The following is a 23,634-nucleotide window of genomic DNA, read 5'->3' as shown; positions in this document are numbered from 1 at the left end:
TCGGGTAGCGTCGCCTGTCACACACGTACGTGCAGAACGCTGGCTGCCCGTCACACGGGGGCTGAATCGGAGGGACGCAGCGTGACTTTGCAGAGGTCGGTCCGCAAGGCAGGACTCGTCGTGGCGGTCGCCGCGCTCGCCCTGAGCGCCGCCGGTTGCGCCAAGAAGGACGAGAGCGAGGTCCAGGCGAACGGGGTCAAGCTCATCGAGAAGGGCAAGCTGACCGTCTGCACCCACCTGCCGTACGCGCCGTTCCAGTCGAAGGACGCCAGCGGCAAGGTGGTCGGATTCGACGTCGACGTGATGGACCTGGTCGCCAAGGAGCTGGGCGTCGAGCAGACGATCGTCGACACCCCGTTCGAGGGGATCAAGTCCGGCCAGGACCTGAACACCGGCAAGTGCGACGCGGCCGCCGCCGGCATGACCATCACCGAGGAGCGGCAGAAGGTGATGGACTTCTCGGATCCGTACTTCGACGCAACCCAGGCGCTTCTGGTCAAGACCGGCAAGCCGTACAAGTCGCTCGACGACCTCCGGGGCAAGAAGCTCGGCATCCAGGCGGCGACCACCGGTCGTGACTACGCCAAGAAGTTCGAGCAGGAGAAGGGCCTCCAGCTCGTCGAGTTCGAGGACCTCGCCGCCCTGCAGCAGGCCCTCGCCAACGGCCAGGTCGAGGCCGCCGTCAACGACCTGCCGGTCTGGACCGAGTACATCAAGGAGAACCCGGGCGGGTTCGAGGTGACCGCGGAGTTCGACACCGGCGAGCAGTACGGGTTCTCGGTGAAGAAGGACGGCAACCCGGAGCTGCTCAAAAAGATCAACGAGGCGCTGGCCAAGGCCAAGCAGGACGGCACCTACGACACGATCTACGCGAAGTGGATCGGCAAGCAGCCGGCCAAGTAATCGACAATCGGGGCAGGAGGGCGCGCGCCCGGCGCGCGCCCTCCGCGTGGGCAAGGAGCATCCAACCGTGAAGCTGCGACGCCGCCAACGGGAGCGGCTGTCCCTCTGGCTCCAGTACCTGGCCTTCGTCGCCGTCATCGCCGTGGTGATCTTCGCTGCGGACTGGGGCAGGCTGAAAGAGGCGTTCTTCCGCGTCGACATCATCGAGTCGATGTTCCCGACGATCATCACCGTCGCCCTGCGGAACACGATCCTCTACACGCTGGGTGCGTTCGCCTTCGGCCTCGTTTTCGGCACCATCCTCGCCCTGATGCGGCTGTCCCGGGTGGCTCCGTACCGCTGGGTGGCGACGGCGTACATCGAGCTGTTCCGCGGCCTGCCCGCGCTGCTGGTGCTCTTCCTCGTCGGGTACGGCATCCCGATCGCCTTTCCCGAGCGGGAGATCCCGGGGGGCGTGTTCGGTTCGATCGCGATCGGTCTCGGCTTGACCGCCGCGGCGTACATGGCGGAGACCATCCGGGCCGGCATCCAGGCGGTGCCGAAGGGACAGATGGAGGCGGCGCGCACCCTCGGCATGTCGCACTTCACCGCCATGCGCACCATCGTCATCCCGCAGGCGTTCCGGATCGTGATCCCGCCGCTGACGAACGAACTCATCCTGCTCACCAAGGACTCGTCGCTCGCCTACGTGCTGGGCGTGACGGCGTCGACCATCGAGATCACCAAGTTCGGCCGGGACACGCTGAACGACCGGGTGAACGCCACGCCGCTGCTGGTGGCCGGCTTCACCTACCTGATCATCACCCTGCCCCTGTCCCAGGTGGTACGGCGCCTCGAACTCCGCTACGCCAAGGCCCGGTGACCCGCATGACGACTCCCGAATCCCGGCCCGCCGTCGAGATCCGCGACCTGCACAAGTCCTTCGGCCCGCTCGAAGTGCTCAAGGGCATCGACTTCGAGGTCGGCCACGGCGAGGTGGTCTGCGTCATCGGGCCGTCCGGTTCCGGCAAGTCGACGCTGCTGCGCTGCGTCAACCTGCTGGAGGAGCCGACCGCCGGCAAGATCTGGGTGAACGGCATCGAGATGACCGATCCGGACGTCGAGATCGACTCGGTACGCCGCGGCATCGGCATGGTCTTCCAGTCGTTCAACCTCTTCCCGCACCTGACCGTGCTGGACAACCTCACCGTCGCCCAGCGGCGGGTGCTCCGGCGCCGCCGCGCCGAGGCCGAGCGGATCGCGCGGGAGAACCTGGAGCGGGTCGGCCTGGCCGACAAGGCCGGCGCGTTCCCGGCTCAGCTTTCCGGCGGGCAGCAGCAGCGCGCGGCCATCGCCCGGTCGCTGTCGATGGAACCCGAGCTGATGCTCTTCGACGAGCCGACCTCGGCGCTCGACCCGGAACTGGTCGGCGACGTGCTCACCGTCATGCGGACGCTCGCCGAGGACGGCATGACGATGATGGTGGTCACCCACGAGATGGCGTTCGCCCGGGACGTCGCCGACCGCGTCGTGTTCATGGACGGCGGCGTCGTGGTCGAGCAGGGGCCGCCGCAGGAGGTGCTCGGCGCGCCACGGCACGAACGGACCCGCTCCTTCCTGTCGCGCGTCCTCGACCCGACCCACGTCGCGCAGCTGGGACAGCCCGGTCAGTCCGCCGAGCCCCCGCAGCCGCCGCGCCTGCCGGCCGACGACCGCCACAACCTGTGACGGCCGGACGGCCCTGAGGGGGTGTGCGGGCGGCGCCGGCGGGTACGCCCGACCCGGTCGGACCGGGGAGGGACGGATGGCCAGCGAGGCGCCGGACTACTTCCAGCCCGAGGGCGGGCTGGTGCTCACGCAGCTGCTGATCGTGCGGGACGTGGACCGGTCACGGGAGTTCTACCGGCGGGTGCTGGGAGCGACGGTGGTGCGGGAACGCCAGCCGGCGATCCTGCGGTTCCACAACAGCTACATCGTGATCAACGACGAGGGCGGGCCGACGGACGACAAGCCGGACGTCCGGGCCCAGGCGCCGCCGGACGCGCGCACGCTCAGCGGCGCGATGAACATCCGGGTCACCGATGTCCACGCCGTCTACGAGCAGTGGCGGTCGCGGGGCGGGGAGTTCCTCACCGAGCCGAAGGACCACGGCGTCGAGATCCGGTGCTACCTGCGAGATCCGGACGGCTACCTGATCGAGCTCGGTCAGGGCACCGGAATCCTCGCCGAGATGGGCCGGGCCTGATCCCGGGACGGCCCCGCCGTTTGTGACCGGTGGCTCCGGGTAGCCAGCCGCGTTCCAGACGGAAGGACGGGGCATGGCTGAGCTGCAGTTCTTCGAGAAGGTCGCCGCACGGGCGGGGGTTGCGTCGGACACGGCGCGATCCCTGACCGAGGCCACCCTGCGCACCCTCGCCGAGCGGATCAGCGGTGGCGAGGCGGCGGACCTGGCCGACCACGTCGCGTACGAGCTGCGCGACTGCCTGGTCAAGGGCACGGAGGAGCCGGAGGTCTTCGCGTACGACGAGTTCCTGCGGCGGGTGGGGGAGCGCGCCGGGGTGGATCAGGACCTCGCGGAGCGGGGCGTCGAAGCCGTCCTGCAGACCCTGCCCCGCGTGGTCGGTCACGGCGAGTTCGAGGACGCGTTGGCGCAGCTGCCGACCGAACTGCAAGCCCTGGCTCAGCCGGTGCCCCGGGAGCCGTGACCCGGGCCGGAACAACGCAGACCCGAACCGCGGACCCGCCAGGCGCCAGCCGCCCTCGGGGCTGATGCGCTTGCCCTCGTCAGGCAGGCGTCATGCTCCGCTCACCCTCGGTTCGTGGTGCTCGCTCAGCCGGAACCCCACACCGCGCACGGCGTCGATCGTCACGCCGGTGCCGAGTTCGGTGAGCTTGCGGCGCAGCCGCTTCACCAGGGACTGCACGTCCGCCTTGCGGTGCAGCCCTTCGTCATGCCACACCGACCGGTGCAGCTCGGTGTAGGTCCAGACCTGGATCGGCGCGGTGGTCAGACAGGCCAGCAGGTCGTGCTCCAGTCTGGTCAGGACGATCTCCCGGCCCCGGCAGCGGACGGTCGAGCGAGCTGAGTCGAGAAGCAGCGTGTCGTCGACCGCCTCGGGGGCGGTGACGGCCGCCGGCGCGGACGATGCAGCCGGGGGCTGCCGCGGAGCCGTGATCAACCTGCGGAGCTCGTCGAGATCGGACACCAGCAGGAGCGGCGCGACGCCGTCGAGGCGTTCCGCGAGCCGGATCCGCTCGGCCGGCGACGACGTCACCGCGATCACCAGCGGGAAAGCTTCCCCGGGCGGATCGGATCCGTCCGGCACAGTGCGTTCGTCGTGCGCCCCCACAGCACCCACCCGGAAACGAAGGGCAGATCCTGCCCAACGTCGTCATGAGCGTGACGACAATCGGCAGCGCTGCCCTCAACCCATCAACTCTTAGCGACAAGTTGCTTACCGCACGTGCTTGATCGCCCCTTCTTTTCGATCATAGTGTCCAGACGGGCAGCCGGCGTGACCCGCGCGGCGCCTGGGGGGCGTGCTGGGGGGTCGGTCCGGTTCATCCGAACGGTAGCGGCGCCTGCACCCTCCACCATGGCTCACCCGGTCCTGGGTCGTTCTGGAGGAGGCAGCACCGATGTTCAGACGTCCACACTGGAGGCGCGTCGCCAGGTCACTGGTGAGCGCCGGCGCAACGGTGGTCCTCGTCGCGACAGGCCTGGTCACCACCGGCGCGGGCGCGCAGGCCGCGCTGGCGGGGGCAGGGGCGGCCCCACCAGCCGACAAGATCCGGCCGGAACTGGCGAAGCAGTTCCAGGCCAAGAGCGAGGGCGACTTCTGGGTCCGCTTCACCGACCGGGCGGATCTGGGCCCGGCCGCTACGATCAAGGACTGGGCCGAGCGCGGCACCGCGGTCGCGGACGCCCTGCGGAAGACCGCCGCCGAGAGCCAGGCCAAGGTCCGGGCCGAACTCGACGGCGCGGGCGCGAAGTACCAGACCTTCTGGGCGACCAATGCCATCCGGGTCAGCAGTGGCTCCCTGGCGATGGCGCAGAACTTCGCCGCCCACGCCGAGGTCGAGGGCCTGTACGCCCCGGTCGACTACGAGGTGCCCGAGGTCACCGACGGCGCCGACGAGAAGACGGTGAACGCCCTGGAGTGGGGCATCGCCAACATCAACGCCGACGACGTCTGGTCCCGGTACGGCGTCAAGGGTGCGGGCATCACGGTGGCGAACATCGACACCGGGGTCCAGTTCGACCACCCGGCCCTCGTGACCTCCTACCGTGGCAACAACGGGGACGGCACGTTCGACCACAACTACAACTGGTTCAACGCTGCCGGGACCTGTGCCGCCGCACCCTGTGACGGCGACGGCCACGGCACCCACACGATGGGCACGATGGCCGGCGCCGACGGGGCGAACCAGATCGGCGTCGCACCGGACGTCAGGTGGATCGCGGCGAACGGCTGCTGCCCCAGCGACGCGGCGCTGGTCTCCTCCGGCCAGTGGATGCTCGAGCCGACCGACCTCAACGGCCAGAACCCCGACGCCAGCAAGCGTCCGAACATCATCAACAACTCCTGGGGAACCCGGACGCCCTCCAACGACCCGTTCATGGAGGACGTGACCAACGCCTGGGCCGCGTCGGGCATCTTCGGCACCTGGTCCAACGGCAACAACGGCTCGGCCTGCCAGACCAGCGGCTCGCCGGGCAGCCGGACCGGCAACTACTCGGCCGGTGCGTACGACGTCAACAACAACATCGCCAGCTTCTCCAGCCGGGGTGCCGGGCAGGACGGCGAGATCAAGCCCAACATCGCGGCCCCCGGCGTGAACGTCCGGTCCAGCGTTCCGGGCAGCGCGTACGCCAGCTTCAACGGCACCTCGATGGCGGCACCGCACCTCGCGGGCGCGATCGCGCTGCTGTGGTCGGCGGCGCCGGCGCTGGTCGGTGACGTCGCGGCCACGCGCGCACTGCTGGACAACTCGGCCGTCGACAAGGCGGACGCCCAGTGCGGCGGCACGACCGACGACAACAACGTGTTCGGCGAGGGCCGGCTGGACGCCCTCGCGCTGCTCGACGCCGCCCCGATCGGCGACACCGGCACCCTGACCGGCACCGTGACGGACGCGGGCACCGGCAACCCGGTCGCGGGCGCCACGGTCACCCTGACCGGTCCGGCCAGCCGCCAGCTGGCCACCGGAAGCGACGGGACGTTCTCGTCCCTCCTGCCGGTCGGCGACTACCAGGTCGCCGTGACGGCCTTCGGGTACGCGAGCAGGACGGTGCCGGCTACGGTCACCGAGGACGCGACGACGACGGTCACCGTCGCGCTGACGGCGGTACCCAGCGTCACCGTCAGCGGAACCGTGACCGACGGATCCGGGCACGGCTGGCCGCTATACGCGAAGGTGACCGTCGAGGGTCCGTCCGGTGTGTCGGACTACACCACGCCCGTCAACGGCCGGTACAGCTTCAGCCTCCCCGCCGGGGCGACGTACAGCCTGAAGGTCGAGCCGCAGTACCCGGGCTACCAGACGGTGACCGAGGAGGTCGTGGTCGGCTCGGGCAACGTGGTCAACAACGTCGCCGTACCGGTGAAGACCACCGCCTGTACGACGGCGCCGGGATACCGGTACGGCTCGGACGGCGAGTACGAGACGTTCGACGGAACCACTGTGCCGGCCGGTTGGTCCGTGGTGGACCACGCCGGGACGGGTCAGGTCTGGAAGTTCACCGACGACGGCAACCGCGGCAACCTGACCGGCGGCACCGGCAACTTCGCGATCATCGACAGCGACGACTACGGGACCGGTGGGCGGCAGGACACCTCGCTCGTCAGCCCGGTCGTCGACCTGACCGCCGTGACGGCACCCGTGATCCGGTTCAACCAGGACTTCAACCACCTGGGCCCGGACCGCGCGGATGTCGACCTCAGCATCGACGGCGGCACCACCTGGACCAACGTGCTCCGGCAGGCGGCGGACGTCCGGGGGCCGCGGGTGACCGACATCCCGATTCCGCAGGCCGCGGGCCAGGCGGAGGTCCGGGTCCGGTTCCACTACTACGACGCCTCGTTCGAGTGGTGGTGGCAGGTCGACAACGTCCTGATCGGCAGCCAGGTCAGCTGCGAGCCGGTCAACGGCGGTCTGGTGCTCGGCCATGTCCGGGACCGCAACGACAACGGCTACGTCAACGGTGCCACGGTCACCAGCGACGACCGCCCGGCGGAGAAGGCGACCACCGTGGCGACCCCGGACGACCCCGGGCTGGCCGACGGCTTCTTCTGGATGTTCTCCTCGCTGACCGGCACGCACCCGTTCACGGCGACGGCCGGCAACTACGTCAGCCAGCGCAAGCAGGTCGACGTGCAGGCCGACTGGGCGACGGCGGTCACCTTCCGGCTCGCGGCCGGACGGCTGTCGGTTCAGCCGGCGGCGGTGAGCGGGACGGTCCGGATGCCCACCGGCAAGGTCAACAAGACGTTCACCGTGACCAACACCGGCGGGGCGCCGGTCACCGTCGAGTTCGCAGAGCGTGACGGCGGCTTCGAACTTCTCCGGGCCGACGGGTCCCGGATGAGCAAACAGGAGGTGCTCGGGTCCCGCGGCGCACCGGAGCAGCGGCTCACCGTGCCGACGTCGTTCGCGGCGAGGGCGTCCGGCATGTCGGCGTCGGGTGCGTCGGCCGCGGTCGGCCCGCAGGCCGAGCCGTGGACGGACATCGCCGACTACCCGGCGAACGTGATGGACAACCGGGTGGTGAACCTGGACGGCAAGGTGTACTCGATCGCCGGCGGCAACGGCTCGGCGTCCACGGCGAAGAACTTCGTCTACGACCCGGTCGCGCTGGCCTGGTCGCCGATCGCCGACCTCCCGGGTGCGCGCAACGCCATGACGGTGGGCGTCCTGGACGGGAAGATCATCGCGACCGGCGGCTGGGGGACGTCCGGCCCCGACGCCACCACCTGGTCGTACGACCCGGAGGCCAACTCCTGGGCGGAGCGGGCCGACAACCCCGCGCCACGGTCCGCCGCCGGGCAGGCGGTCGTCGACGGCAAGCTGTACGCCATCGGTGGTTGCACGACGGCGAGCTGCACGCCGATGTCGAACGACGTCGTCCGGTACGACCCGGCCGGCGACCGGTGGGAGACGCTGCCCGACTACCCGAAGTCGGTGGCGTTCCTCTCCTGCGGCGGCATCGACGGGGCCGTCTACTGCACCGGCGGCAACGACGGGTCCGCGGCGCAGAAGGCCAGCTACGCCTTCGACCCGGCCGCCAACACCTGGACCGCCGTCGCGGATGCGCCGGCCGACAGTTGGGCCAGCTCGTCCGCCGTGGCGAACGGCAAGCTGCTGGTGGTGGGCGGTGTGCAGGCCGGTGCCATCACCAACGCCGGCTTCGCCTACGACCCGGGCACCAACGCGTGGTCCGGCCTGCCGAACGCCAACACCGCCCGGTACCGCGGTGCTGCGGCGTGCGGCTTCTACAAGGTCGGCGGCTCGTCCGGCCAGTTCAACGCGACGCCGGACAGCGAGGCGCTGCCCGGGTTCGAGGAGTGCGCCGAGGGTGCCGCCGACGTCAGCTGGATGACGATCGACAAGACGGCGGCCACGCTGGCGCCCGGTGAGAAGGTCACGGTCACCGTCGGGATGACGGCGAACGTCGACCAGCCCGGCACCTACTCCGGGTCGGTGTCGATCAAGGAGAACACGCCGTACCCGGTGCCGCCGGTGGCGGTGACGATGACCGTGCAGCCTCCGACGACCTGGGGCAAGTTGATGGGTACGGTCACCGGAACGAGCTGCCAGGGCGCCAGCGCACCGATCCCCGGTGCGGTGGTCCAGATCGACTCGTGGGCGATGTCGTGGACGTTCGCCACCGACGCGCAGGGCAGGTACGCCTACTGGATGGACCGTCGGAACAACCCGATGACGATGATCGTCGCCAAGGACGGCTGGAAGCCCCAGACCCGTCAGACGAGAATCAACACCAGGACACCCACGGTCGAGGACTTCGCGCTGTCTCCCATCCGCTGCTGACCCCGTGACCGGTGGCTGACACATCCGGCCCGCCTGGTTCCGACCGGGCGGGCCGGCCACGTTCGACGGTGTGGGGGGCGGGGGGTCAGGCCGGGGCGAGGCGGTAGCCGACCCCGCGGACCGCGTCGATCGTCGCCGTGGCGCCCAGCCGGGCCAGCTTGCGGCGTACCCGCCGCACCACCGAGTGCATGTCGGAGCCGCGGCCGAGGTGCGCGTTGCCCCACACCTCGAGGTGCAGCCGTTCGTAGGTCCAGACCTGCCCCGACGCGCCGACCAGGCACAGCAGGAGATCGTGCTCCAGCGGAGTCAGTTCGATCTCGCGGTCCAGCCAGCGCAGCACCCGGCGGTTGGAGTCGACGGTCAGCACGGGTGGCGGTGGCTCGGCCGCTTCCGCGACGGTCTGGGCGACCAGGGCCGGAACGGGGGTGGTGGCCGTGGCGGCGTGGGGCGTCCCGGGCACGTCGAGGAACTCGCGTGCCTGATCGACGCTGGACACGATCAGGAACGCCTCGGTCCCACCGAGCAGCTGTGCGAGCTGTCTGCGTTCGGCCGGCGAGGAGGCGATGCCGATTACCAGGGACGCGGCCGGAATTCTCCGCATCGCCGACCCCTTTCCGCCCCATCCACTCCGGACAATTTCCGACGTCCTCGACCAATCGTGCGGATGCCCTGTTTCACCTCTATTTCGATTCGGGGACCAATGGTTGCGGTCACGCATCGAAATTGGCTGGCCTGCGGTTGGCCGGGAACCGACGGACGTGGCCCCGAGCCTGGTCGGATCGGCTCGACGTGTGCTGGAGCGGCGGGCGTTCCTCGGGCTTTCCACAGTTTTCAGGGGTTGCCGGCCCGGTTTCCGGGTTCTTCGTCGGCTTGTCGTCGAAGGGCTGATCAAATTGCCTAGATAGTAGTGCACTTCGATGTGTCGGACAATGTCCCGGCCATCGGCGGTCGCCGGGGCCGGTGTTCCGGTGGGCCGTACGGACCAGGGCGTCCACCGGCCGCGGGAACCGACCGAGGACGCCCTGATCTCGAGGGGCGGGAGGGACCTACCGCAGGCCGGGCACGTCGAGGACGATCAGCTCGGTGTCGTCGGCCCGGCCGGGGATCCGGCCGTCGTTGCCCGGGAAGTTGTTGTCGTTGGCCACGAGCACCCGGTCACCGGCCAGCGGCAGCACCGACTCGACGGACTGGAGCGGGAAGGAGAAGAGCGCTCCGACGCCGTACTCGCCGGGCCGCGCCGGCGTCGAGGTCGGTGACCTCGTCGCTGACCGGCTGGGTGAACTCGACCCCCTTGGCGGTCAGGTCGGTAACGGTCGCGGCGACGTCGTCGCAGGTCAGGAAGAACTCGTGCGAGGTGGATTCCGCGGGGTGCACCGCGACCTCGGCCGGCGGCAACTTGAAGATCAGCCACCCGTCGCCCGCGTCGACGTGCGGGTAGCCCAGCACATCCCGGAAGAAGGCCCGGTCCGCCCCGGCGTCCCGGCTGTAGATCACCACATGCGCGCCATTGATCACACGCACGACCATACCCAGGCGTACTCGCCCCGGGTGTGGTCTCGTTGGACTGGATGTTGGAACCCTGCCAGCCACACCGGCCAGGAGATGTACGGCCCTCCGGCTACCTGGGGTCCACGCGTCGGGGGAAGCTGTTCGGGTAGGCGAGGTAGGTCGCGTCTACCAACTCCTGTAGACGATGGATGACAGCCGTCTTGTGCTCGGTGTCCGGCAGTTCGCGCTCGCCTGCCGCAATCAGGCCGTCGCGCCAATGGCCGATGATCTCGTGCTGAACACGGGTCGGCATGTCCGCGACCCACAGTGAACCGAGGTTGTTGTCGATGATCTCCTGGAGACTGTCGGCGGCTTGACGGTCGGAGAGACGCGAGATCAGGAACTCCAACGTCCAATCGAAGAGCCCACCCGATGCCGTCCAGTCGACTCCGGGCTTGAGCACGATGAGACCAGCCATCAATCCCCCACGATGAAGACCCGCGGACCCAGGTTCCGGTCCGCTATGAACTGCTTGAGAATGGCGATCTGCTCAGGCGAGAACCTGGAGACGTCGACCGGCACGAAATCAGCCTTGTCCAGGTGCCGCTGAATCTGGTACTGGAGCTGGGGCCACTGCCGGTCGAAGAACTGGCTTGGGAAGTTGCCGACAGCATCATAGGTGCGACCAGCGCCGTCGACCCAGTCGGCCGACGAGTCCGCCGGGGCGCGGCTCAGCGTGACGCCGAGTTCCCGCTCCAGCCTGACCGCCGTCTCTGCTTCGCCTGGTCGGAACCGACCGGTCGCCGGATCCATACCGAGCTCTCGAACGCGCTGCTCGTCGCCTACTCCCGTTGGAGAGGGCTCGCGAGGAACTTCAGGGTCTGGCGGACCCTTGCTCGATCCGGTCGGGCCGGACCTGAGCCGGCTGAGGGCCTGCTTGAGTTTTTCGATGAGGCCGGCGAGGCGGCGGATGTCGGGGATGAGGCGGCGGAGGCTGGTCAGCAGGGCGCGGAGCAGTTTCGCGATGCGGGCGGCCCAGGACGCCACCGTGGTGGTCACCTGTTCGACGACCAGCGGTGCCGCCAGCCCGCCGGTGGCCAGGAGTTCGACCGCGTACACGGTCAGCCGCGAGACGCAGGTGGCGATGGCGTCGCGGACCAGGAGCCGGACGGCGGCGACCAGGCCGGCGCTGCCCTCGGTGATCGCGGCCATCGCGTCCGCGCCCGCGGCCAGGCCGCCGATGGCCCGCTGCTGCTCGGCGGCCCAGGTGCGGTAGGCGGGGCCGGCGGCACCGCCCCAGCCGGCCACGTCGGTGCGGACGGCGCGGGCCAGGTCGGCGGCCTCGTCGCGGAGCGACGCGGCGACGTTGCGCCACGTCTGGGCGTGGGCGGTGATCTGGGCCGGGTCGCCGGCGAGCCAGTCGAGCGCCTCGCTGAGCGGTCTGACGTGTTCGATGAGCCAGGCGATGCCGTACTGGAGCAGGGCGCCGGCGGGGTCGGAGACGAGAGCGAGGGCGTCGAGGCCGGCGCTGACGACGCCGAGGCTGCCGTCGACCCAACTCCCGGTGCGGATGCCCTGGGCGACGAGTTCGATGTCCTCGCAGATCCAGACGCCGGCCCAGGCGCTGGGCGGGGTGTCGGCCGCGGTGGCGACCAGGGGGTTCGCCGTCACGGGCGGATCCGGTCCAGCTGCCGGGAGGCGCGGGCGTCGGAGGCCCGGTAGCGGTCTGCGCTGCTGCGGAGCCGGTCGGCGGTGTCGCGGACGGACCCGGCCGCCGTGCCCACGCCGTCGACGAGGACGCGTTGCAGGCCGTCGAGCAGGGCCGGCATGACCGCGCAGAGCTGCCCGTACGCGTCGGCGCCGAGCCGGACGTGCTGGCCGGCGTGGCCGGCGGTGTCGATGCGGTCGGCGTGGCGGTCCAGGCGGGCGGCGTGCACGCTCAGGTCGTCGGGGTCGACCTGGATGCCGTCACCGGCGGGCATTCGGTGAACCCGGGTCGGCGTCCCGCCGCCGGCGGTACGAGTCGACGACCGCCTCGGCGGCCGGGTCCCCGTCGCCGAGGGTCTCGGACGCCGCGGCGGTGACCTGGCGCAGCAGGTCGGCGTGCGCGGCCCGGGTGGTCGCCAGGATCTGCTGAGCCGTGCGGACCGCGGACTGCTGCCGGACACGCTCGTCCAACCACAGGTCGGTCAGCGAGCCCGTGGCGTCGACGGTGACCTCGACCATCCGGTCCGGACTGGACGCGGTGCCGGTCAGCGCCCGGACCCGCTGCGACAGGGCCTTCGCGTTCGCCGCTCGGTCGGCGACGGCCGACTCCCACTCGTCGAGCCGGCGTCCCGCCGCGTCCAGCGCAGCCTCGTCCGCCCACACACGACCCTCCCCAGGACCCACCGGACACCGGCACCCCCGGCACGCCGGCACACCGACCGCCGAGGTCGCCGCCACGTTACCAACCGGTCGCGCTGCGTGCCGTCCCGTGCGTGTTGCGGCCCGGGGCCGGTGGGTTCGGCGCCGAGGACGGCGTCCCGCACCCGCACGAACGCGTGCCGGACGCCTCAGCGGCGGACCCGGACGGTCACGGCTGCAGGATGAGCGTCCGCGCCGCCTCGGCTTCGACGGTGGTCCGGTCCCAGCGCATGGGCAGGGTGCGGCCGGTACGCCACAGCTCGAGCTGGTCGTCGTAGTTCGGGTGGAAGGCGTGCCCGGAGTTGCCGGTGAGCTGGATCCAGCGGGACTCGTCCAGGTCGGCCAGGTCGACGATCATCCGCATGGACGGGACGGCGTCGACCTCGTACCCGTCGGCGGCGTCCCAGCCGGTCGCGTTGACGATCGCGTCGCCACCCGACACGCCGACCGGCTCGGCGTTGAACAGCCACTCGACCGGCCCGATGCCCGACGTGCCGAAGGTCTGGTTCCGCACGGTCAGGGTGTGCATGCGGCCCCACCGCCAGTCGGCCGGCCGGTCGCCCTGGTCGCGCCGCAGCTCGGTGGCCGCCTCGCCGGCGGCCGACCGCAGGATGTCGTCGCGGCGCTCGACCTGCGGGGTGTCCCGGCGGTCCCACCACGGCGACTCCGGCTGGGCGAGCAGCCCCCGGACCACTTCGTACCACCGGTCGTCGCCGTCGGGCCGGTTGTCCTCGGGAAGCTCGTCGAAGGTCGCCGCGAGCAGGTGCCGCCACGTCGCGTTGTAGTAGGCGGCAGCCGCCGAGCCGCGCCCCTCGGTGCTGCCGGCCGCGCCCTCGGCCGGCTGCTGGAAGTCCCAGTCCTTCCACAACTCGGTGGCGGCGACGCGGGACAGGTCGGACGGATCGCCGGTGCCGAGGGCGGCGACGACCGCCGGTACGAGCGTCGGCGCGAAGCCGTTGCGGTTGTCGAACTGCATCCGTCGCACGTCCTCGACGGTGATCTTCCCGGCGTCGCGGGCCGAGCCGATCAGGTCGCGGATGCGCTGGCTGCGGTAGCCGTACGACCAGTCGCTGGTCAGGAAACGCTGGTAGGTGGGGCCGACGACGGCCTGGTTCGCGGTGACCAGGTAGCCGTCGGTCGGGTTGAGGACGCTGGGCAGCTCGGCGAAGGGGATGAACCCCTTCCAGTCGTACGCCGAGTCCCAGCCGGGCGCCATCCACCGCCCGTCGCCCTTGCCGCGGACCGGGATGCGGCCGGGGGACTGGTAGCCGATGTTGCCGTCGACGTCGGCGTAGACGATGTTCTGCGCGGGCACCTCGAACAGCGCGGCGGCGGCGCGGAACTCGGTCCAGTTCGTGGCGGTGTTGAGCGCGAAGAGGGCGTCGGCGGTCCGGCCCGGGCGGAGGGCGGTCCAGCTCAGGGCGACCGCGTACCCGTCCCGCTGGTCACCGCCGGTCGCCGGTCGGCCGGGGGAGGGCTGGGGGGCGGCGGCGACCGGCGCGGGCGAGCCGGCCGGGTCGACCGGCGGCGCGACGCCGATGTCCCGCAGGGCCGCCGACGCGTCGGACAGCAGTGGCCCGTGCCCGGACGCGCGTACGGTGATCGACACGTCCCGGCCGCCGGCGACCTTGATGGTCTCGGCGCGGGTCTGGAGCGGCCGCCACTCCCCGTCGACCTGCACCAGGTCGCCGTCCACCCGCTCCAGGTACAGGTCGGTCACGTCCGGGTCGAGGTTGGTGAAGCCCCACGCGATCCGGGCGTTGTGGCCGATGACGACTCCGGGCACCCCGGAGAAGGTGAACCCGGCGGCCTGGAAGCCGCACTCGCAGTGCAGGCCCATCTGGTACCAGATGCCGGGCATGGTGGGGCTCAGGTGGGGGTCGTTGGCCAGGATCGGCTTGCCGGTGGCGGTGAGACCGCCACCGACGACCCACGAGTTCGAGCCGATGCCCTGGCCGCCGTTGCCCAGCATGATCGGGAGCCGGGACAGGCCGTCGGCCATCGCCGTGAGCACCTGCACGGTGGCCGCGTCGCCGCCCGGCCCGGTGACGTCGACGCCGCCGGCGGTCGTGCCGCCGCCGGTGCCACCGCCGGCCGGCGGCTTCGGCGGCGTCGCCGGTCCGGCCTGCTGGTCGAACGCGCCGGCCACGATGCCGCCGCCGGTGACGATCGGGGTGTTCCGGTCGTACGGGTACGCGGGGTACAGCTCCTCGACCTGCTGACGGGTCAGACCCGCGGCGAGCAGGGCCGCGCGGGCGATCTCCGTCTCCATGTTGCCGCGCAGGTCCCACGCCATCGCCTTGAGCCAGGCGAGGCTGTCCACCGGGCTCCACGTCTCCACCGTGTAGTCCGGGTTCTGCAGGCCGAGGACGGTGTACTCCAGGCTCGCCCGGCCCCCGTCGTGGTCGGCGAGCCAGGCGTTCACGCCGTCGGCGTACGCCTGCAGGTGGCGCTTGGTGTCCGGCGCGAGGATCTGCCACTCCTGCTCGGCGACCCGGCGCCAGCCCATGGTGCGCAGGTAGATGTCGGTCTCGACCTGGCTGGAGCCGAAGAGTTCGGCGAGCCGGCCGCCGGTGACGTGGCGGCGGAAGTCCATCTCCCAGAACCGGTCCTGCGCGTGCAGGTAACCCTGGGCGCGGAACAGGTCGTCGGCGCTCTTCGCGTACACCTGGGGAATCCCGTGGTCGTCGCGGTGCACGGTGACCGGGGCGGAGAGCCCGGAGAGCCGCAGGGTTCCGTCGTGCTGGGGGAACGAGCGGCGCACCGCCCAGACGGCGGCGACGGCGAGCACGAGGACCAGCACCAGCAGGACCGCCACGGTCCAGACGGCGATCTTCCGGACCCGGGTCCAGGGAATGCGTACGGGATTCACGTCGCGGGATCCTAGCGCCAGCGACCCCCGGATAGGTGATTGTGACGGCCTGGTTGGCCGCATGGCTCGGCGCCCTCGCGTCCCCGCTGGCGGCGCCCGGTGTCGCGCAGGTCGCCGGGTCGCCCCCGATGGTCTCGGTCTGGTCACGGACCTTGACATCCGCTTCCTGACTTCAGAACCTTTGTTAGGACACCGAATTTAGCGGCGAAAGGAAGTGGGCCATGACGGCTGCGACGTCCGGGCCGCGCCTGCGGGACATCAACCGGGTCGCCGTGCTCGCCCTGATCGGTCGACAAGGGCCGATCTCACGAGCCGACATCGCTCGGCGGCTCGGCCTCAGCCCGCCGACCGTCACCGCGGTCACCCGCTCGCTCATCGAGGCCGGGGTCATCCGGAAGGTCGACGACGGGATTCCGCGGGGCGGGCGTCCCGGTGAGCTGCTCGCGGTGGTGGGCCCGGCCGCGCACGCGATCGGGGTCAAGGTCGCCGCCGGCCGGCTCACCGGCGTACGCGCCGACCTTGACGGAACCGTTCTGGACACGTTCTCCGCACCGTTCGACCAGACCGCCGTCAACCCGTTCGACGCCCTGTCCGAGCTGCTCGCGCCGCACGTGACCGCCGTCGGGGACGCACCGCTGCTCGGGGTCGGGCTCGGTGTGCCCGGCTTCGTCGACAGCCGCACCGGCCTGGTGGAGGCACCCCTGCTGGGCTGGCGGCACATGCCGCTGCGCGACTACCTGAGCCAACTGCTCGACGTGCCGGTGCTCGTGGACAACGACGTCAACACCCTGGCGGCGTACGAGCACCTGTACGGCCTGGGCCGGCCGTACGAGGACTTCCTGACCATCACCCTCGGACAGGGCGTCGGCGCGGCCGTCGTCTCCGCCGGTGACCTGCGCCGCGGCGGGCACGGCGCGGCGGGTGAACTCGGGCACCTGCCGATCGACCCCGACGGACCGCCCTGCCACTGCGGCAAGCGCGGCTGCTTGGAGACGTACGTCTGCGACGCCGCGCTCGTCGAGCGGGCGCGCGAGACCGGTGCCGTCGGACCGGACGCCGGTCCGGCCGACCTGCGGACGGCAGCGGACGACGGGCACGCCGGCGCGCGAGCCGTCTACCGTGCCGCCGGAGCCCGCCTCGGCACCATCGCGGCCGGGTTGGCCACCGTGCTCGACCCGCAGGCGATCCTGGTCAGCGGCGAGGGAACCCTGGCCTGGACGCACCTCGCCGACGGCTTCCTCACCGCCCTGCGCGCCGGCATGTTCCCGCCGATGGCCGACGGGGTCAGTGTGCACGTCGACCCGTGGGACGACACGAAGTGGGCGCTGGGCGCCGCCGCCCTGGTGCTCCGGGCGCCCTTCACGATGGACGCGGAGCCGCACGCCGACGCGATACGGGCGCGGCTGGCGGCCTTTCCCGGCGCCGAGGTGACCCAGTGACCGCACCTCGTACCGCCACCACCCTCCGACGCACGGTGCGGCCGGATGGGCCGACCCCGCCGCGTCGTCGGCCCGGCGCCCGCCGGCGACTGCGCACGGCCCTGGCTGCGGCCGGCTTCCTCGCCCCGAGTCTCCTCCTGCTACTGGGCTTCTGGATCGGCCCGATGCTCGGCACCGCGTGGGTGAGCCTGCAGGACTGGAACCTGATCGGCGTGCCGACGTTCGTCGGGTTGGACAACTACACCGAACTGCTGGGCGACGCCGAGTTCCATGCCGCGCTCGGCCACACCCTGGCCTATCTGGCCGGCTACCTGCCGCTGGTGCTGGTCTGTGGGCTCGCCGTCGCGCTGTTGCTGGACGCCAAGCTCCCCGCGATGACCCTCTACCGGGCCACGTTCTTCCTGCCGGTCATCAGCAGTTGGGTCGCCGTGTCGCTGCTGTGGAAGTGGCTGCTCAACCCGGCCGACGGCCTGGTCAACCGGATCCTCGGCGCGTTCGGCGTGACCGGACCCGGGTGGTGGACCGACCCGGACTGGGCGATGCCCTCGGTGGTGCTCGCCTCCGTCTGGAAAGACGTCGGGTTCGTCGCCGTGATCCTGTTGGCGGGTCTGCAGGCCATTCCGCGCGACGTGGTGGAGGCAGCCTCGCTCGATGGCGCCGGCGTGTGGCGCAAACTGCGCAGCATCACCCTGCCGATGCTCTCCCCGTCGCTGTTCTTCGTCACCGTGATCAGCATGATCAACGGATTTCAGGTCTTCGACCAGGTGTGGGTGATGACCGAAGGCGGGCCGGGCGGCGCGTCCAGTGTCGTGGTCGAGCAGATCGTCAGCTACGCCTTCTCGTACGGCCGGGTCGGTTACGCCTCCGCCATGAGCATCGTCCTCTTCGCGGTGATCCTCCTGATCACCCTGGCCCAGCTTCGGCTGCAGCGCAGGTGGGTGCACTATGAGTAGGAAGATCCTCCGGTACGTCGCGCTCACGCTCGGTGCGGTGGCGATGCTTGGGCCGTTCGCGTGGATGCTGGCCACCTCGCTCACCGGCGACGCGCAGCTCGGCCGGGTGGACACACCCCTGCTGCCCGACCCGCCCACCGTCGAGCCCTACGAGCGGCTCGGCCAGGCCTTCCCGTTCTGGCGTTTCGCCGCCAACAGCGTCGGCGTCGCCGTCGTCTCCACCCTGCTGCAACTCGTCACCAGCGCGACCGCCGCGTACGCGTTCAGCCGCCTTCGCTTCCGCGGCAGCGGCCTGGTGTTCGTGCTCTACCTCGCCACGATGATGATCCCGATGCAGGTGATCATCGTCCCGCTGTTCATCGAGATGCGCTACCTCGGGCTGGTCGACAGCTACGCCGGGCTCCTGCTGCCCACGATGGTCTCCAGCTTCGGGGTGTTCATGCTCCGACAGGCCTTCCTGGCACTGCCCAAGGAGTTGGACGAAGCGGCGTACGTCGACGGGGCGGGGCACCTGCGGGTCTTCGCGCAGGTGCTGCTGCCGCTGGTGACGCCGGCGCTGGCCACGTTCGCCGTCTTCGCCTTCATGTCCAGCTGGAACGCGTTCCTCTGGCCGCTGGTGATCGCGCAGACAGAGGCACACATGACCCTGCCGGTCGGCCTGTCGCTGCTGCAGGGGCGGTACAGCACCGCCTGGAACGTGGTCATGGCCGGCTCGACCCTGTCGGTGCTGCCGATCCTCGCGCTCTACGTCCTCGCTCAGCGCTACGTCGTGCAGGGCATCGCCTTCACCGGCGTCAAGTCCTAGCTCCTCCACCACCCACCACCCCCGAAGGAGAGATCCGATGACCACGAGAAGACGAGTTCTGGCGGCCGCGGCCGGGGCGATCGCCACGGTGAGCCTGCTCGCCGCGTGCGGGCAGGACGCGTCCGGCGGCGCGGACGATGGCGCCACCGGCACTGTCACCTACTTCACCTTCTCGGCCGCGCCCGACCACCTGAAGGACCTGGACGCGATCAAGGCCGAGTTCGAGAAGCAGAACCCGGGCATCACCGTGCAGGTGCAGACGGCCGCGTACGACGACTACTTCACCAAGCTGCAGACGGCGATCGCGGGCGGCACGGCGCCGGACACGTTCGAGCTCAACTACGAGAACTTCGTGACGTACGCCCGGGCCGGCGCGCTGCTGCCGCTCGACGAACCGGCCAAGGCCGACAAGGACTACGACGCGAACCGGCTCTACCCGAAGGCGCGGGAGGCCTTCCAGTTCGAGGGCAAGCTCTACGCGGTGCCCTCGACGTTCTCCGACGTGGTGCTCTTCTACAACAAGAAGCTCTTCGACGCGGCCGGCGTCGCGTACCCGACGGCGGACTGGACCTGGGCCGACGAGCGGGCGGCGGCGGAGAAGCTGACCGACAAGGCCAAGGGCATCTACGGCGACTACCAGCCGGTCACCTTCCACGAGTTCTACAAGGCGCTCGCGCAGAACGGCGGGTCGTTCCTCTCCGCGGACGGCAAGAAGGCGACCTTCAACGACGCCAAGGGCCTCGAGTCGGCGCAGTGGCTGTTGAGCAAGCCGGGCACCGTGCAGCCCACCGTGGCCGAGATCGGTGGCAAGGCCGACTACGACACCGCCCTGTTCACCAGCGGCAAGCTGGCCATGTGGCACAACGGGATCTGGCAGATCGCCAAGCTCGCGAGCACGCCCGGGCTGGACTTCGACATCGTCACCGAGCCGGGCAACACCAGCAAGGCGAACGCGGTCTTCATGAACGCCACGGCCGTGTCCGCGAAGACGAAGAAGGCCACCGCGGCCTGGAAGTGGGCCCGGTTCCTCGGCACCTCGCAGAAGGCCGTGGAGACCCGGCTCGCCTCCAACTGGGAACTGCCGGCGGTCAACGACCAGGCCGCGTTCGACACCTACCTGAAGCAGACGCCGCCGGCCAACCGTAAGGCCGTCTTCGACGCGCTGGCGGACATCGCGCTCCCGCCGGTGCTCGACGCCCAGCAGTCGAAGATGCAGGACATCGTCACCCAGGCACTGGAGAAGGCCGCATCCGGCCAGGCCAGCCCACAGGCGGCGCTGGACGAGGCGGCGGCCGCGGTGACCGCCCTCATCAAGTAGTGGGAACCAGCGGGGCGCGGCCGTTCCGCACTCGGCCGCGCCCCGCGCACGACCATACCGACACCTTATGGAGGAACCCGTGCCCCTCGCCGCACGGTCCGACCTGCGTACGCTCGTCGAGTCCAGCCTCACCCTCATCGAGGCACACCAGCATCCGTCCGGCGCCTACCCGGCCAGCCCCGACTACCCCGTCTACCGCTACAGCTGGCTTCGCGACGGCGCCTTCATCGCCGACGCCATGAGCCGGGCCGGTCGGGCCGACAGCGCCGACCGTTTCCTCCGCTGGTGCGCCACGGTGATCGACGCCCGCGCCGGTGGGATCGCCGACCTCGTCGCCCGCGCCGAGCGCAGGGAGGACATCGGCGCCGACGAGATGCTGCCGACCCGTTACACACTGGACGGCGCCGACGGCGACGAGCCCTGGTGGAACTTCCAGCTCGACGGCTACGGCACCTGGCTGTGGATGCTCGTCGAGCACGCGGCACGGCACGGGCGGCCGCTCGCCGCCTACCGGCCGGCCGTGACCGCCACGGTCGACTACCTGATCGCGTTCGGCGACCGGCCCTGCTACGACTGGTGGGAGGAGCACGCGGAGCACCGGCACGTCGCGACGCTGGGCGCGGTGCTGGCCGGGCTGCGCGCGGTCGTCCCCGCCCGCGACGAGCACGGTGAGCCGCTGCTCGACGCCGCTCGCGCTGCTGCCGCCGCCGCGAGGGCGAGCGAGTTCGAGGCCCTGGTCGCCGCCGAGGGCACCGCGGACGGGCACCTCACCAAGTGGTTGGGCGGCACCGCCGTCGACGGCAGCCTCCTGGCCTGCCTGACTCCCTTCGACGTGGTCGACCCCGGCAGCACGGTCGCCGAGCGTACCTACGAGGAGGTACGCGACCAGCTGCTGCGTGGTGGCGTCTACCGCTACCTCGGCGACACCTTCTACGGCGGCGGAGAGTGGCTGATCCTCACCGCCTGGCTGGGCTGGCACGAGGCGCGCACCGGCCGGACCGAGGCGGCCCGACAGCGGCTGGAGTGGATCGCCGCCCAGGCAACCCCCGAGGGCCACCTGCCCGAGCAGGTCAGCAGCCACACCCAGCGGCCCGAACACATCGCCGAGTGGACCGAGCGCTGGGGGCCCGTGGCCACGCCCCTGCTGTGGTCGCACGCCATGTTCGTCACGCTTGCCGTGGAGGTCGGACTGTGAGTGACGCCGTGATCAACCATCGCCCCGCAGGGACCGGGCACCCCTATCGACACGACCTGGACCAGCGGGTTCCCGTCTATCCGCTGCGCGGCGAGGAGTACGAGATCCGGGTGCTCACCGACCCGGACGTGACCGAGGTCCGGGTCGAGTTCGGTGACGGCACGCAGGTGCCCGCCGAGCGTGTCGACCCGGCCACGGTGACCCTGGACTTCGGGGCGCCCGCCGCTCCGCCGACCGGCTCGACGGGTCACCTGGCTTCCGCCGCCGCGGCCACCCCGGACACCGGTGGCCGCACGGCGTGGATCGCCCGGGCGACGACGGACACGGACGACGTGTACACCGTCGTCGGCCGGACCTCGGCGGGCGGTGCGGTCCGGACGGCCGCCTTCCCGGTACGGCCGCTGGTCTGGCAAGGTGCCGGCGGACGGCTGGAGGTGCGCGATCCCGGCGGCACCGCCGTCCTCGACCCCGGCAGCGTCGAATGGCTGACCGGCAGCGACGGACCCCGGCGGGTACGCTTCGCGCTCCGGCTCGCCGAGGGTGCGCACGTGGTCGGATTCGGCGAGCGGTACCACGCGCTCGACCAGCGCGGCCACCTGCTCGACGCCACGGTGTTCGAGCAGTACAAGCGGCAGGGGCACCGCACCTACCTGCCGATGCCGTTCGCCGTGGTCGTCGGCGGCGGCTGGGGCTTCCACGTGGTGACCAGCCGACGTACCTGGTACGACGTCGGCGCCTCGCGGCCGGACCGGATCCTCGTCGAGGCCGAGGTCGACCCCGCGACGCCCGTGCTGCCATTGCACCTCTACACCGGCGAGCCGGCCGAGGTCGTGCGGAAGTTCCTCACCGAGACCGGGCAGCCCCCGATCCCACCGGCCTGGGTGTTCCGGCCCTGGATGAGTGGGAACGAGTGGAACACCCAGACCCGGGTGCTCGCCGAGGTGCGTCGCAGCCTCGCCGAGGGCATTCCGGTCGGCGCGGTCGTCATCGAGGCCTGGAGCGACGAGGCCACCTTCGTGGCCTTCCGCGACGCGCGCTACGAGGTGCACCCGGACGGCGCACCCCACCGCCTCGCCGACTTCGAGTTCCCCACCGACGGGGCCTGGCCCGACCCGAAGGCGATGATCGACGAACTGCACGAGGCCGGTGTGAAGGTGCTGCTGTGGCAGATCCCGCTGATCCCCACCGACCGCGGCGACGACGGCCAGCTCGCCGCCGACCTCACCATCCTGGCCGAGCGCGGGTACGCCGTTCGCGAGGCGGACGGATCGCCGCACCGTAACCGGGGCTGGTGGTTCCCCGGGGCGTTGTTGCCCGACTGGACCAACCCGGAGGCCCGGCGTTGGTGGCTGGACAAGCGGCGCTACCTGGTCGAGGAGCTCGGCGTTGACGGCTTCAAGACCGACGGCGGCGAGCACCCGTGGGGTCACGATCTGCGGTACTTCGACGGATCACGCGGTGACCAGGGGAACAACCTGTTCCCGGTCCGCTACGCCGCCGCCTACCACGAGCTGATGCGGTCAGCGGGGACCGAGGGCGTCACGTTCAGCCGGGCCGGGTTCACCGGATCGGCAGCCTTCCCCGCGCACTGGGCGGGCGACGAGGACTCCACGTGGGAGGCCTACCGCGCCTCGATCACCGCCGGCCTGACCGCCGGTGTCGGCGGCATCTTCTTCTGGGGTTGGGACCTTGCCGGATTCTCCGGCGACATCCCCGACGCGGAGCTCTACCTGCGCTCGGCGGCGGCGGCCTGCTTCTCCCCGGTCATGCAGTACCACTCCGAGTTCAACCACCACCGTGAGCCCCTGGTGGACCGTACGCCCTGGAACATCGCGGCGCGAACTGGGGAACCGCGGGTGCTCGACGTCTTTCGGCGGTTCGCCCGGCTGCGCGAGGAACTCGTGCCGTACCTGGTGGAGCAGGCGCAACGGTCGGTCCAGACGGGCAAGCCCCTGATGCGGCCACTGTTCTTCGACCACCCGGACGACAAGCGGGTCTGGGACTGGCCGCAGCAGTGGCAGCTCGGCGACGACCTCCTGGTGGCTCCGGTCACCGAACCCGGTGCCCGCACATGGCCGGTATGGCTGCCGCCGGGGGAGTGGGAGGACTTCTTCACCGGCGAGCGGCACACCGGTCCAGTCGAGCTGGACCGTCCGGCGCCGCTGGACGAAATCCCGGTCTACCGCCGGGTGGGGTGACGTTGAGTGCCGACAGAGAGAGTGCCAGC

Annotated in this window: 20 protein-coding genes; 12 read left to right on the top strand and 8 right to left on the bottom strand. The window is 70.9% G+C overall.

The window, feature by feature from the left end; translation table 11 throughout:
• Positions 1–81: 81 nt before the first annotated feature.
• The 5 genes from AB0873_RS21685 (at position 82) to AB0873_RS21665 (ending at position 3,587) form a co-directional block, all read left to right on the top strand.
• On the top strand, positions 82–903 hold the full coding sequence (locus tag AB0873_RS21685; RefSeq protein WP_366601651.1) for a basic amino acid ABC transporter substrate-binding protein: 822 nt from the start codon (positions 82–84) through the stop codon (positions 901–903).
• Positions 904–970: 67 nt separating this feature from the next.
• Positions 971–1,765 carry an amino acid ABC transporter permease gene (locus AB0873_RS21680; RefSeq protein ID WP_366601649.1) on the top strand — a complete coding sequence of 265 codons (795 nt, stop codon included), beginning with the start codon at positions 971–973 and terminating at the stop codon, positions 1,763–1,765.
• A gap of 5 nt (positions 1,766–1,770) precedes the next feature.
• Positions 1,771–2,610 (top strand): amino acid ABC transporter ATP-binding protein, encoded by an 840-nt coding sequence (locus AB0873_RS21675; RefSeq protein WP_366601648.1) that lies wholly within the window; start codon positions 1,771–1,773, stop codon positions 2,608–2,610.
• A 76-nt stretch (positions 2,611–2,686) separates the two neighbouring features.
• Positions 2,687–3,127 (top strand): VOC family protein, encoded by a 441-nt coding sequence (locus AB0873_RS21670; protein ID WP_366601646.1) that lies wholly within the window; start codon positions 2,687–2,689, stop codon positions 3,125–3,127.
• A 73-nt stretch (positions 3,128–3,200) separates the two neighbouring features.
• Positions 3,201–3,587, top strand: coding sequence for a DUF2267 domain-containing protein (locus AB0873_RS21665; RefSeq protein WP_366601644.1), 387 nt, complete (start codon positions 3,201–3,203; stop codon positions 3,585–3,587).
• A gap of 90 nt (positions 3,588–3,677) precedes the next feature.
• On the opposite strand, the gene AB0873_RS21660 is transcribed toward AB0873_RS21665, so the two are convergent.
• The gene (locus AB0873_RS21660) at positions 3,678–4,166 is read right to left on the bottom strand and encodes a winged helix-turn-helix domain-containing protein (protein WP_366601642.1); all 489 of its coding nucleotides are present in this window, start codon (positions 4,164–4,166) and stop codon (positions 3,678–3,680) included.
• 397 nt (positions 4,167–4,563) lie between these two features.
• Here AB0873_RS21660 and AB0873_RS21655 point away from each other — a divergent pair, with 397 nt between their 5' ends.
• On the top strand, positions 4,564–8,931 hold the full coding sequence (locus AB0873_RS21655) for a S8 family serine peptidase (RefSeq protein WP_366601641.1): 4,368 nt from the start codon (positions 4,564–4,566) through the stop codon (positions 8,929–8,931).
• 85 nt (positions 8,932–9,016) lie between these two features.
• On the opposite strand, the gene AB0873_RS21650 is transcribed toward AB0873_RS21655, so the two are convergent.
• From AB0873_RS21650 to AB0873_RS21620, 7 genes are all read right to left on the bottom strand, one after another.
• Positions 9,017–9,532 carry a winged helix-turn-helix domain-containing protein gene (locus AB0873_RS21650; protein ID WP_366601639.1) on the bottom strand — a complete coding sequence of 172 codons (516 nt, stop codon included), beginning with the start codon at positions 9,530–9,532 and terminating at the stop codon, positions 9,017–9,019.
• Between the two features lie 554 nt (positions 9,533–10,086).
• Positions 10,087–10,452, bottom strand: coding sequence for a VOC family protein (locus AB0873_RS21645; RefSeq protein ID WP_366601637.1), 366 nt, complete (start codon positions 10,450–10,452; stop codon positions 10,087–10,089).
• 97 nt (positions 10,453–10,549) lie between these two features.
• Positions 10,550–10,897: a hypothetical protein gene (locus AB0873_RS21640; RefSeq protein ID WP_366601635.1), complete on the bottom strand. Its 348-nt coding sequence runs from the start codon at positions 10,895–10,897 to the stop codon at positions 10,550–10,552.
• On the bottom strand, positions 10,897–12,090 hold the full coding sequence (locus AB0873_RS21635) for a WXG100 family type VII secretion target (RefSeq protein ID WP_366601633.1): 1,194 nt from the start codon (positions 12,088–12,090) through the stop codon (positions 10,897–10,899). The genes AB0873_RS21640 and AB0873_RS21635 overlap by 1 nt, the downstream gene beginning before the upstream one ends.
• On the bottom strand, positions 12,087–12,401 hold the full coding sequence (locus AB0873_RS21630; protein ID WP_366601631.1) for a type VII secretion target: 315 nt from the start codon (positions 12,399–12,401) through the stop codon (positions 12,087–12,089). Before AB0873_RS21630 ends, AB0873_RS21635 begins: the two co-directional genes overlap by 4 nt.
• Entirely contained in the window at positions 12,388–12,789 is a 402-nt protein-coding gene (locus tag AB0873_RS21625; protein WP_366601630.1) for a YbaB/EbfC family nucleoid-associated protein, read from the bottom strand. Before AB0873_RS21625 ends, AB0873_RS21630 begins: the two co-directional genes overlap by 14 nt.
• A gap of 205 nt (positions 12,790–12,994) precedes the next feature.
• A complete protein-coding gene (locus tag AB0873_RS21620) occupies positions 12,995–15,697 on the bottom strand; it encodes a penicillin acylase family protein (RefSeq protein ID WP_366601628.1) in 2,703 nt (900 codons plus the stop codon).
• Between the two features lie 221 nt (positions 15,698–15,918).
• On the opposite strand from AB0873_RS21620, the gene AB0873_RS21615 reads away from it, so the two are divergent.
• From AB0873_RS21615 to AB0873_RS21590, 6 genes are all read left to right on the top strand, one after another.
• Complete coding sequence (locus tag AB0873_RS21615) at positions 15,919–17,136, top strand: ROK family transcriptional regulator (RefSeq protein ID WP_366601626.1); 1,218 nt, start codon at positions 15,919–15,921, stop codon at positions 17,134–17,136.
• Entirely contained in the window at positions 17,133–18,089 is a 957-nt protein-coding gene (locus AB0873_RS21610) for a sugar ABC transporter permease (RefSeq protein ID WP_366601624.1), read from the top strand. The genes AB0873_RS21615 and AB0873_RS21610 overlap by 4 nt, the downstream gene beginning before the upstream one ends.
• Entirely contained in the window at positions 18,082–18,894 is an 813-nt protein-coding gene (locus AB0873_RS21605) for a carbohydrate ABC transporter permease (protein WP_366601622.1), read from the top strand. The genes AB0873_RS21610 and AB0873_RS21605 overlap by 8 nt, the downstream gene beginning before the upstream one ends.
• Before the next feature lie 37 nt (positions 18,895–18,931).
• The gene (locus tag AB0873_RS21600) at positions 18,932–20,212 is read left to right on the top strand and encodes a sugar ABC transporter substrate-binding protein (RefSeq protein WP_366601620.1); all 1,281 of its coding nucleotides are present in this window, start codon (positions 18,932–18,934) and stop codon (positions 20,210–20,212) included.
• A gap of 67 nt (positions 20,213–20,279) precedes the next feature.
• Entirely contained in the window at positions 20,280–21,407 is a 1,128-nt protein-coding gene (locus tag AB0873_RS21595; RefSeq protein WP_366601618.1) for a glycoside hydrolase family 15 protein, read from the top strand.
• Entirely contained in the window at positions 21,404–23,605 is a 2,202-nt protein-coding gene (locus AB0873_RS21590) for a TIM-barrel domain-containing protein (protein WP_366601616.1), read from the top strand. The genes AB0873_RS21595 and AB0873_RS21590 overlap by 4 nt, the downstream gene beginning before the upstream one ends.
• The last annotated feature ends 29 nt before the right edge of the window (positions 23,606–23,634 follow it).

Source organism: Micromonospora sp. NPDC047707, from assembly GCF_040704235.1.
Classification (GTDB): Bacteria; Actinomycetota; Actinomycetes; order Mycobacteriales; family Micromonosporaceae; genus Micromonospora.
Note: the sequence above shows the minus strand (reverse complement) of the source record. Positions and strands in the feature narration are given on the sequence as shown.

Bases quoted from the DNA above. Each gene is read 5' to 3' on its own strand.
- AB0873_RS21675 (WP_366601648.1), top strand. From the start codon at position 1,771: ATGACGACTCCCGAATCCCGGCCCGCCGTCGAGATCCGCGACCTGCAC.
- AB0873_RS21670 (WP_366601646.1), top strand. From the start codon at position 2,687: ATGGCCAGCGAGGCGCCGGACTACTTCCAGCCCGAGGGCGGGCTGGTG.
- AB0873_RS21665 (WP_366601644.1), top strand. From the start codon at position 3,201: ATGGCTGAGCTGCAGTTCTTCGAGAAGGTCGCCGCACGGGCGGGGGTT.
- AB0873_RS21650 (WP_366601639.1), bottom strand. From the start codon at position 9,532: ATGCGGAGAATTCCGGCCGCGTCCCTGGTAATCGGCATCGCCTCCTCG.
- AB0873_RS21640 (WP_366601635.1), bottom strand. From the start codon at position 10,897: ATGGCTGGTCTCATCGTGCTCAAGCCCGGAGTCGACTGGACGGCATCG.
- AB0873_RS21630 (WP_366601631.1), bottom strand. From the start codon at position 12,401: ATGCCCGCCGGTGACGGCATCCAGGTCGACCCCGACGACCTGAGCGTG.
- AB0873_RS21615 (WP_366601626.1), top strand. From the start codon at position 15,919: ATGACGGCTGCGACGTCCGGGCCGCGCCTGCGGGACATCAACCGGGTC.
- AB0873_RS21605 (WP_366601622.1), top strand. From the start codon at position 18,082: ATGAGTAGGAAGATCCTCCGGTACGTCGCGCTCACGCTCGGTGCGGTG.
- AB0873_RS21600 (WP_366601620.1), top strand. From the start codon at position 18,932: ATGACCACGAGAAGACGAGTTCTGGCGGCCGCGGCCGGGGCGATCGCC.
- AB0873_RS21595 (WP_366601618.1), top strand. From the start codon at position 20,280: ATGGAGGAACCCGTGCCCCTCGCCGCACGGTCCGACCTGCGTACGCTC.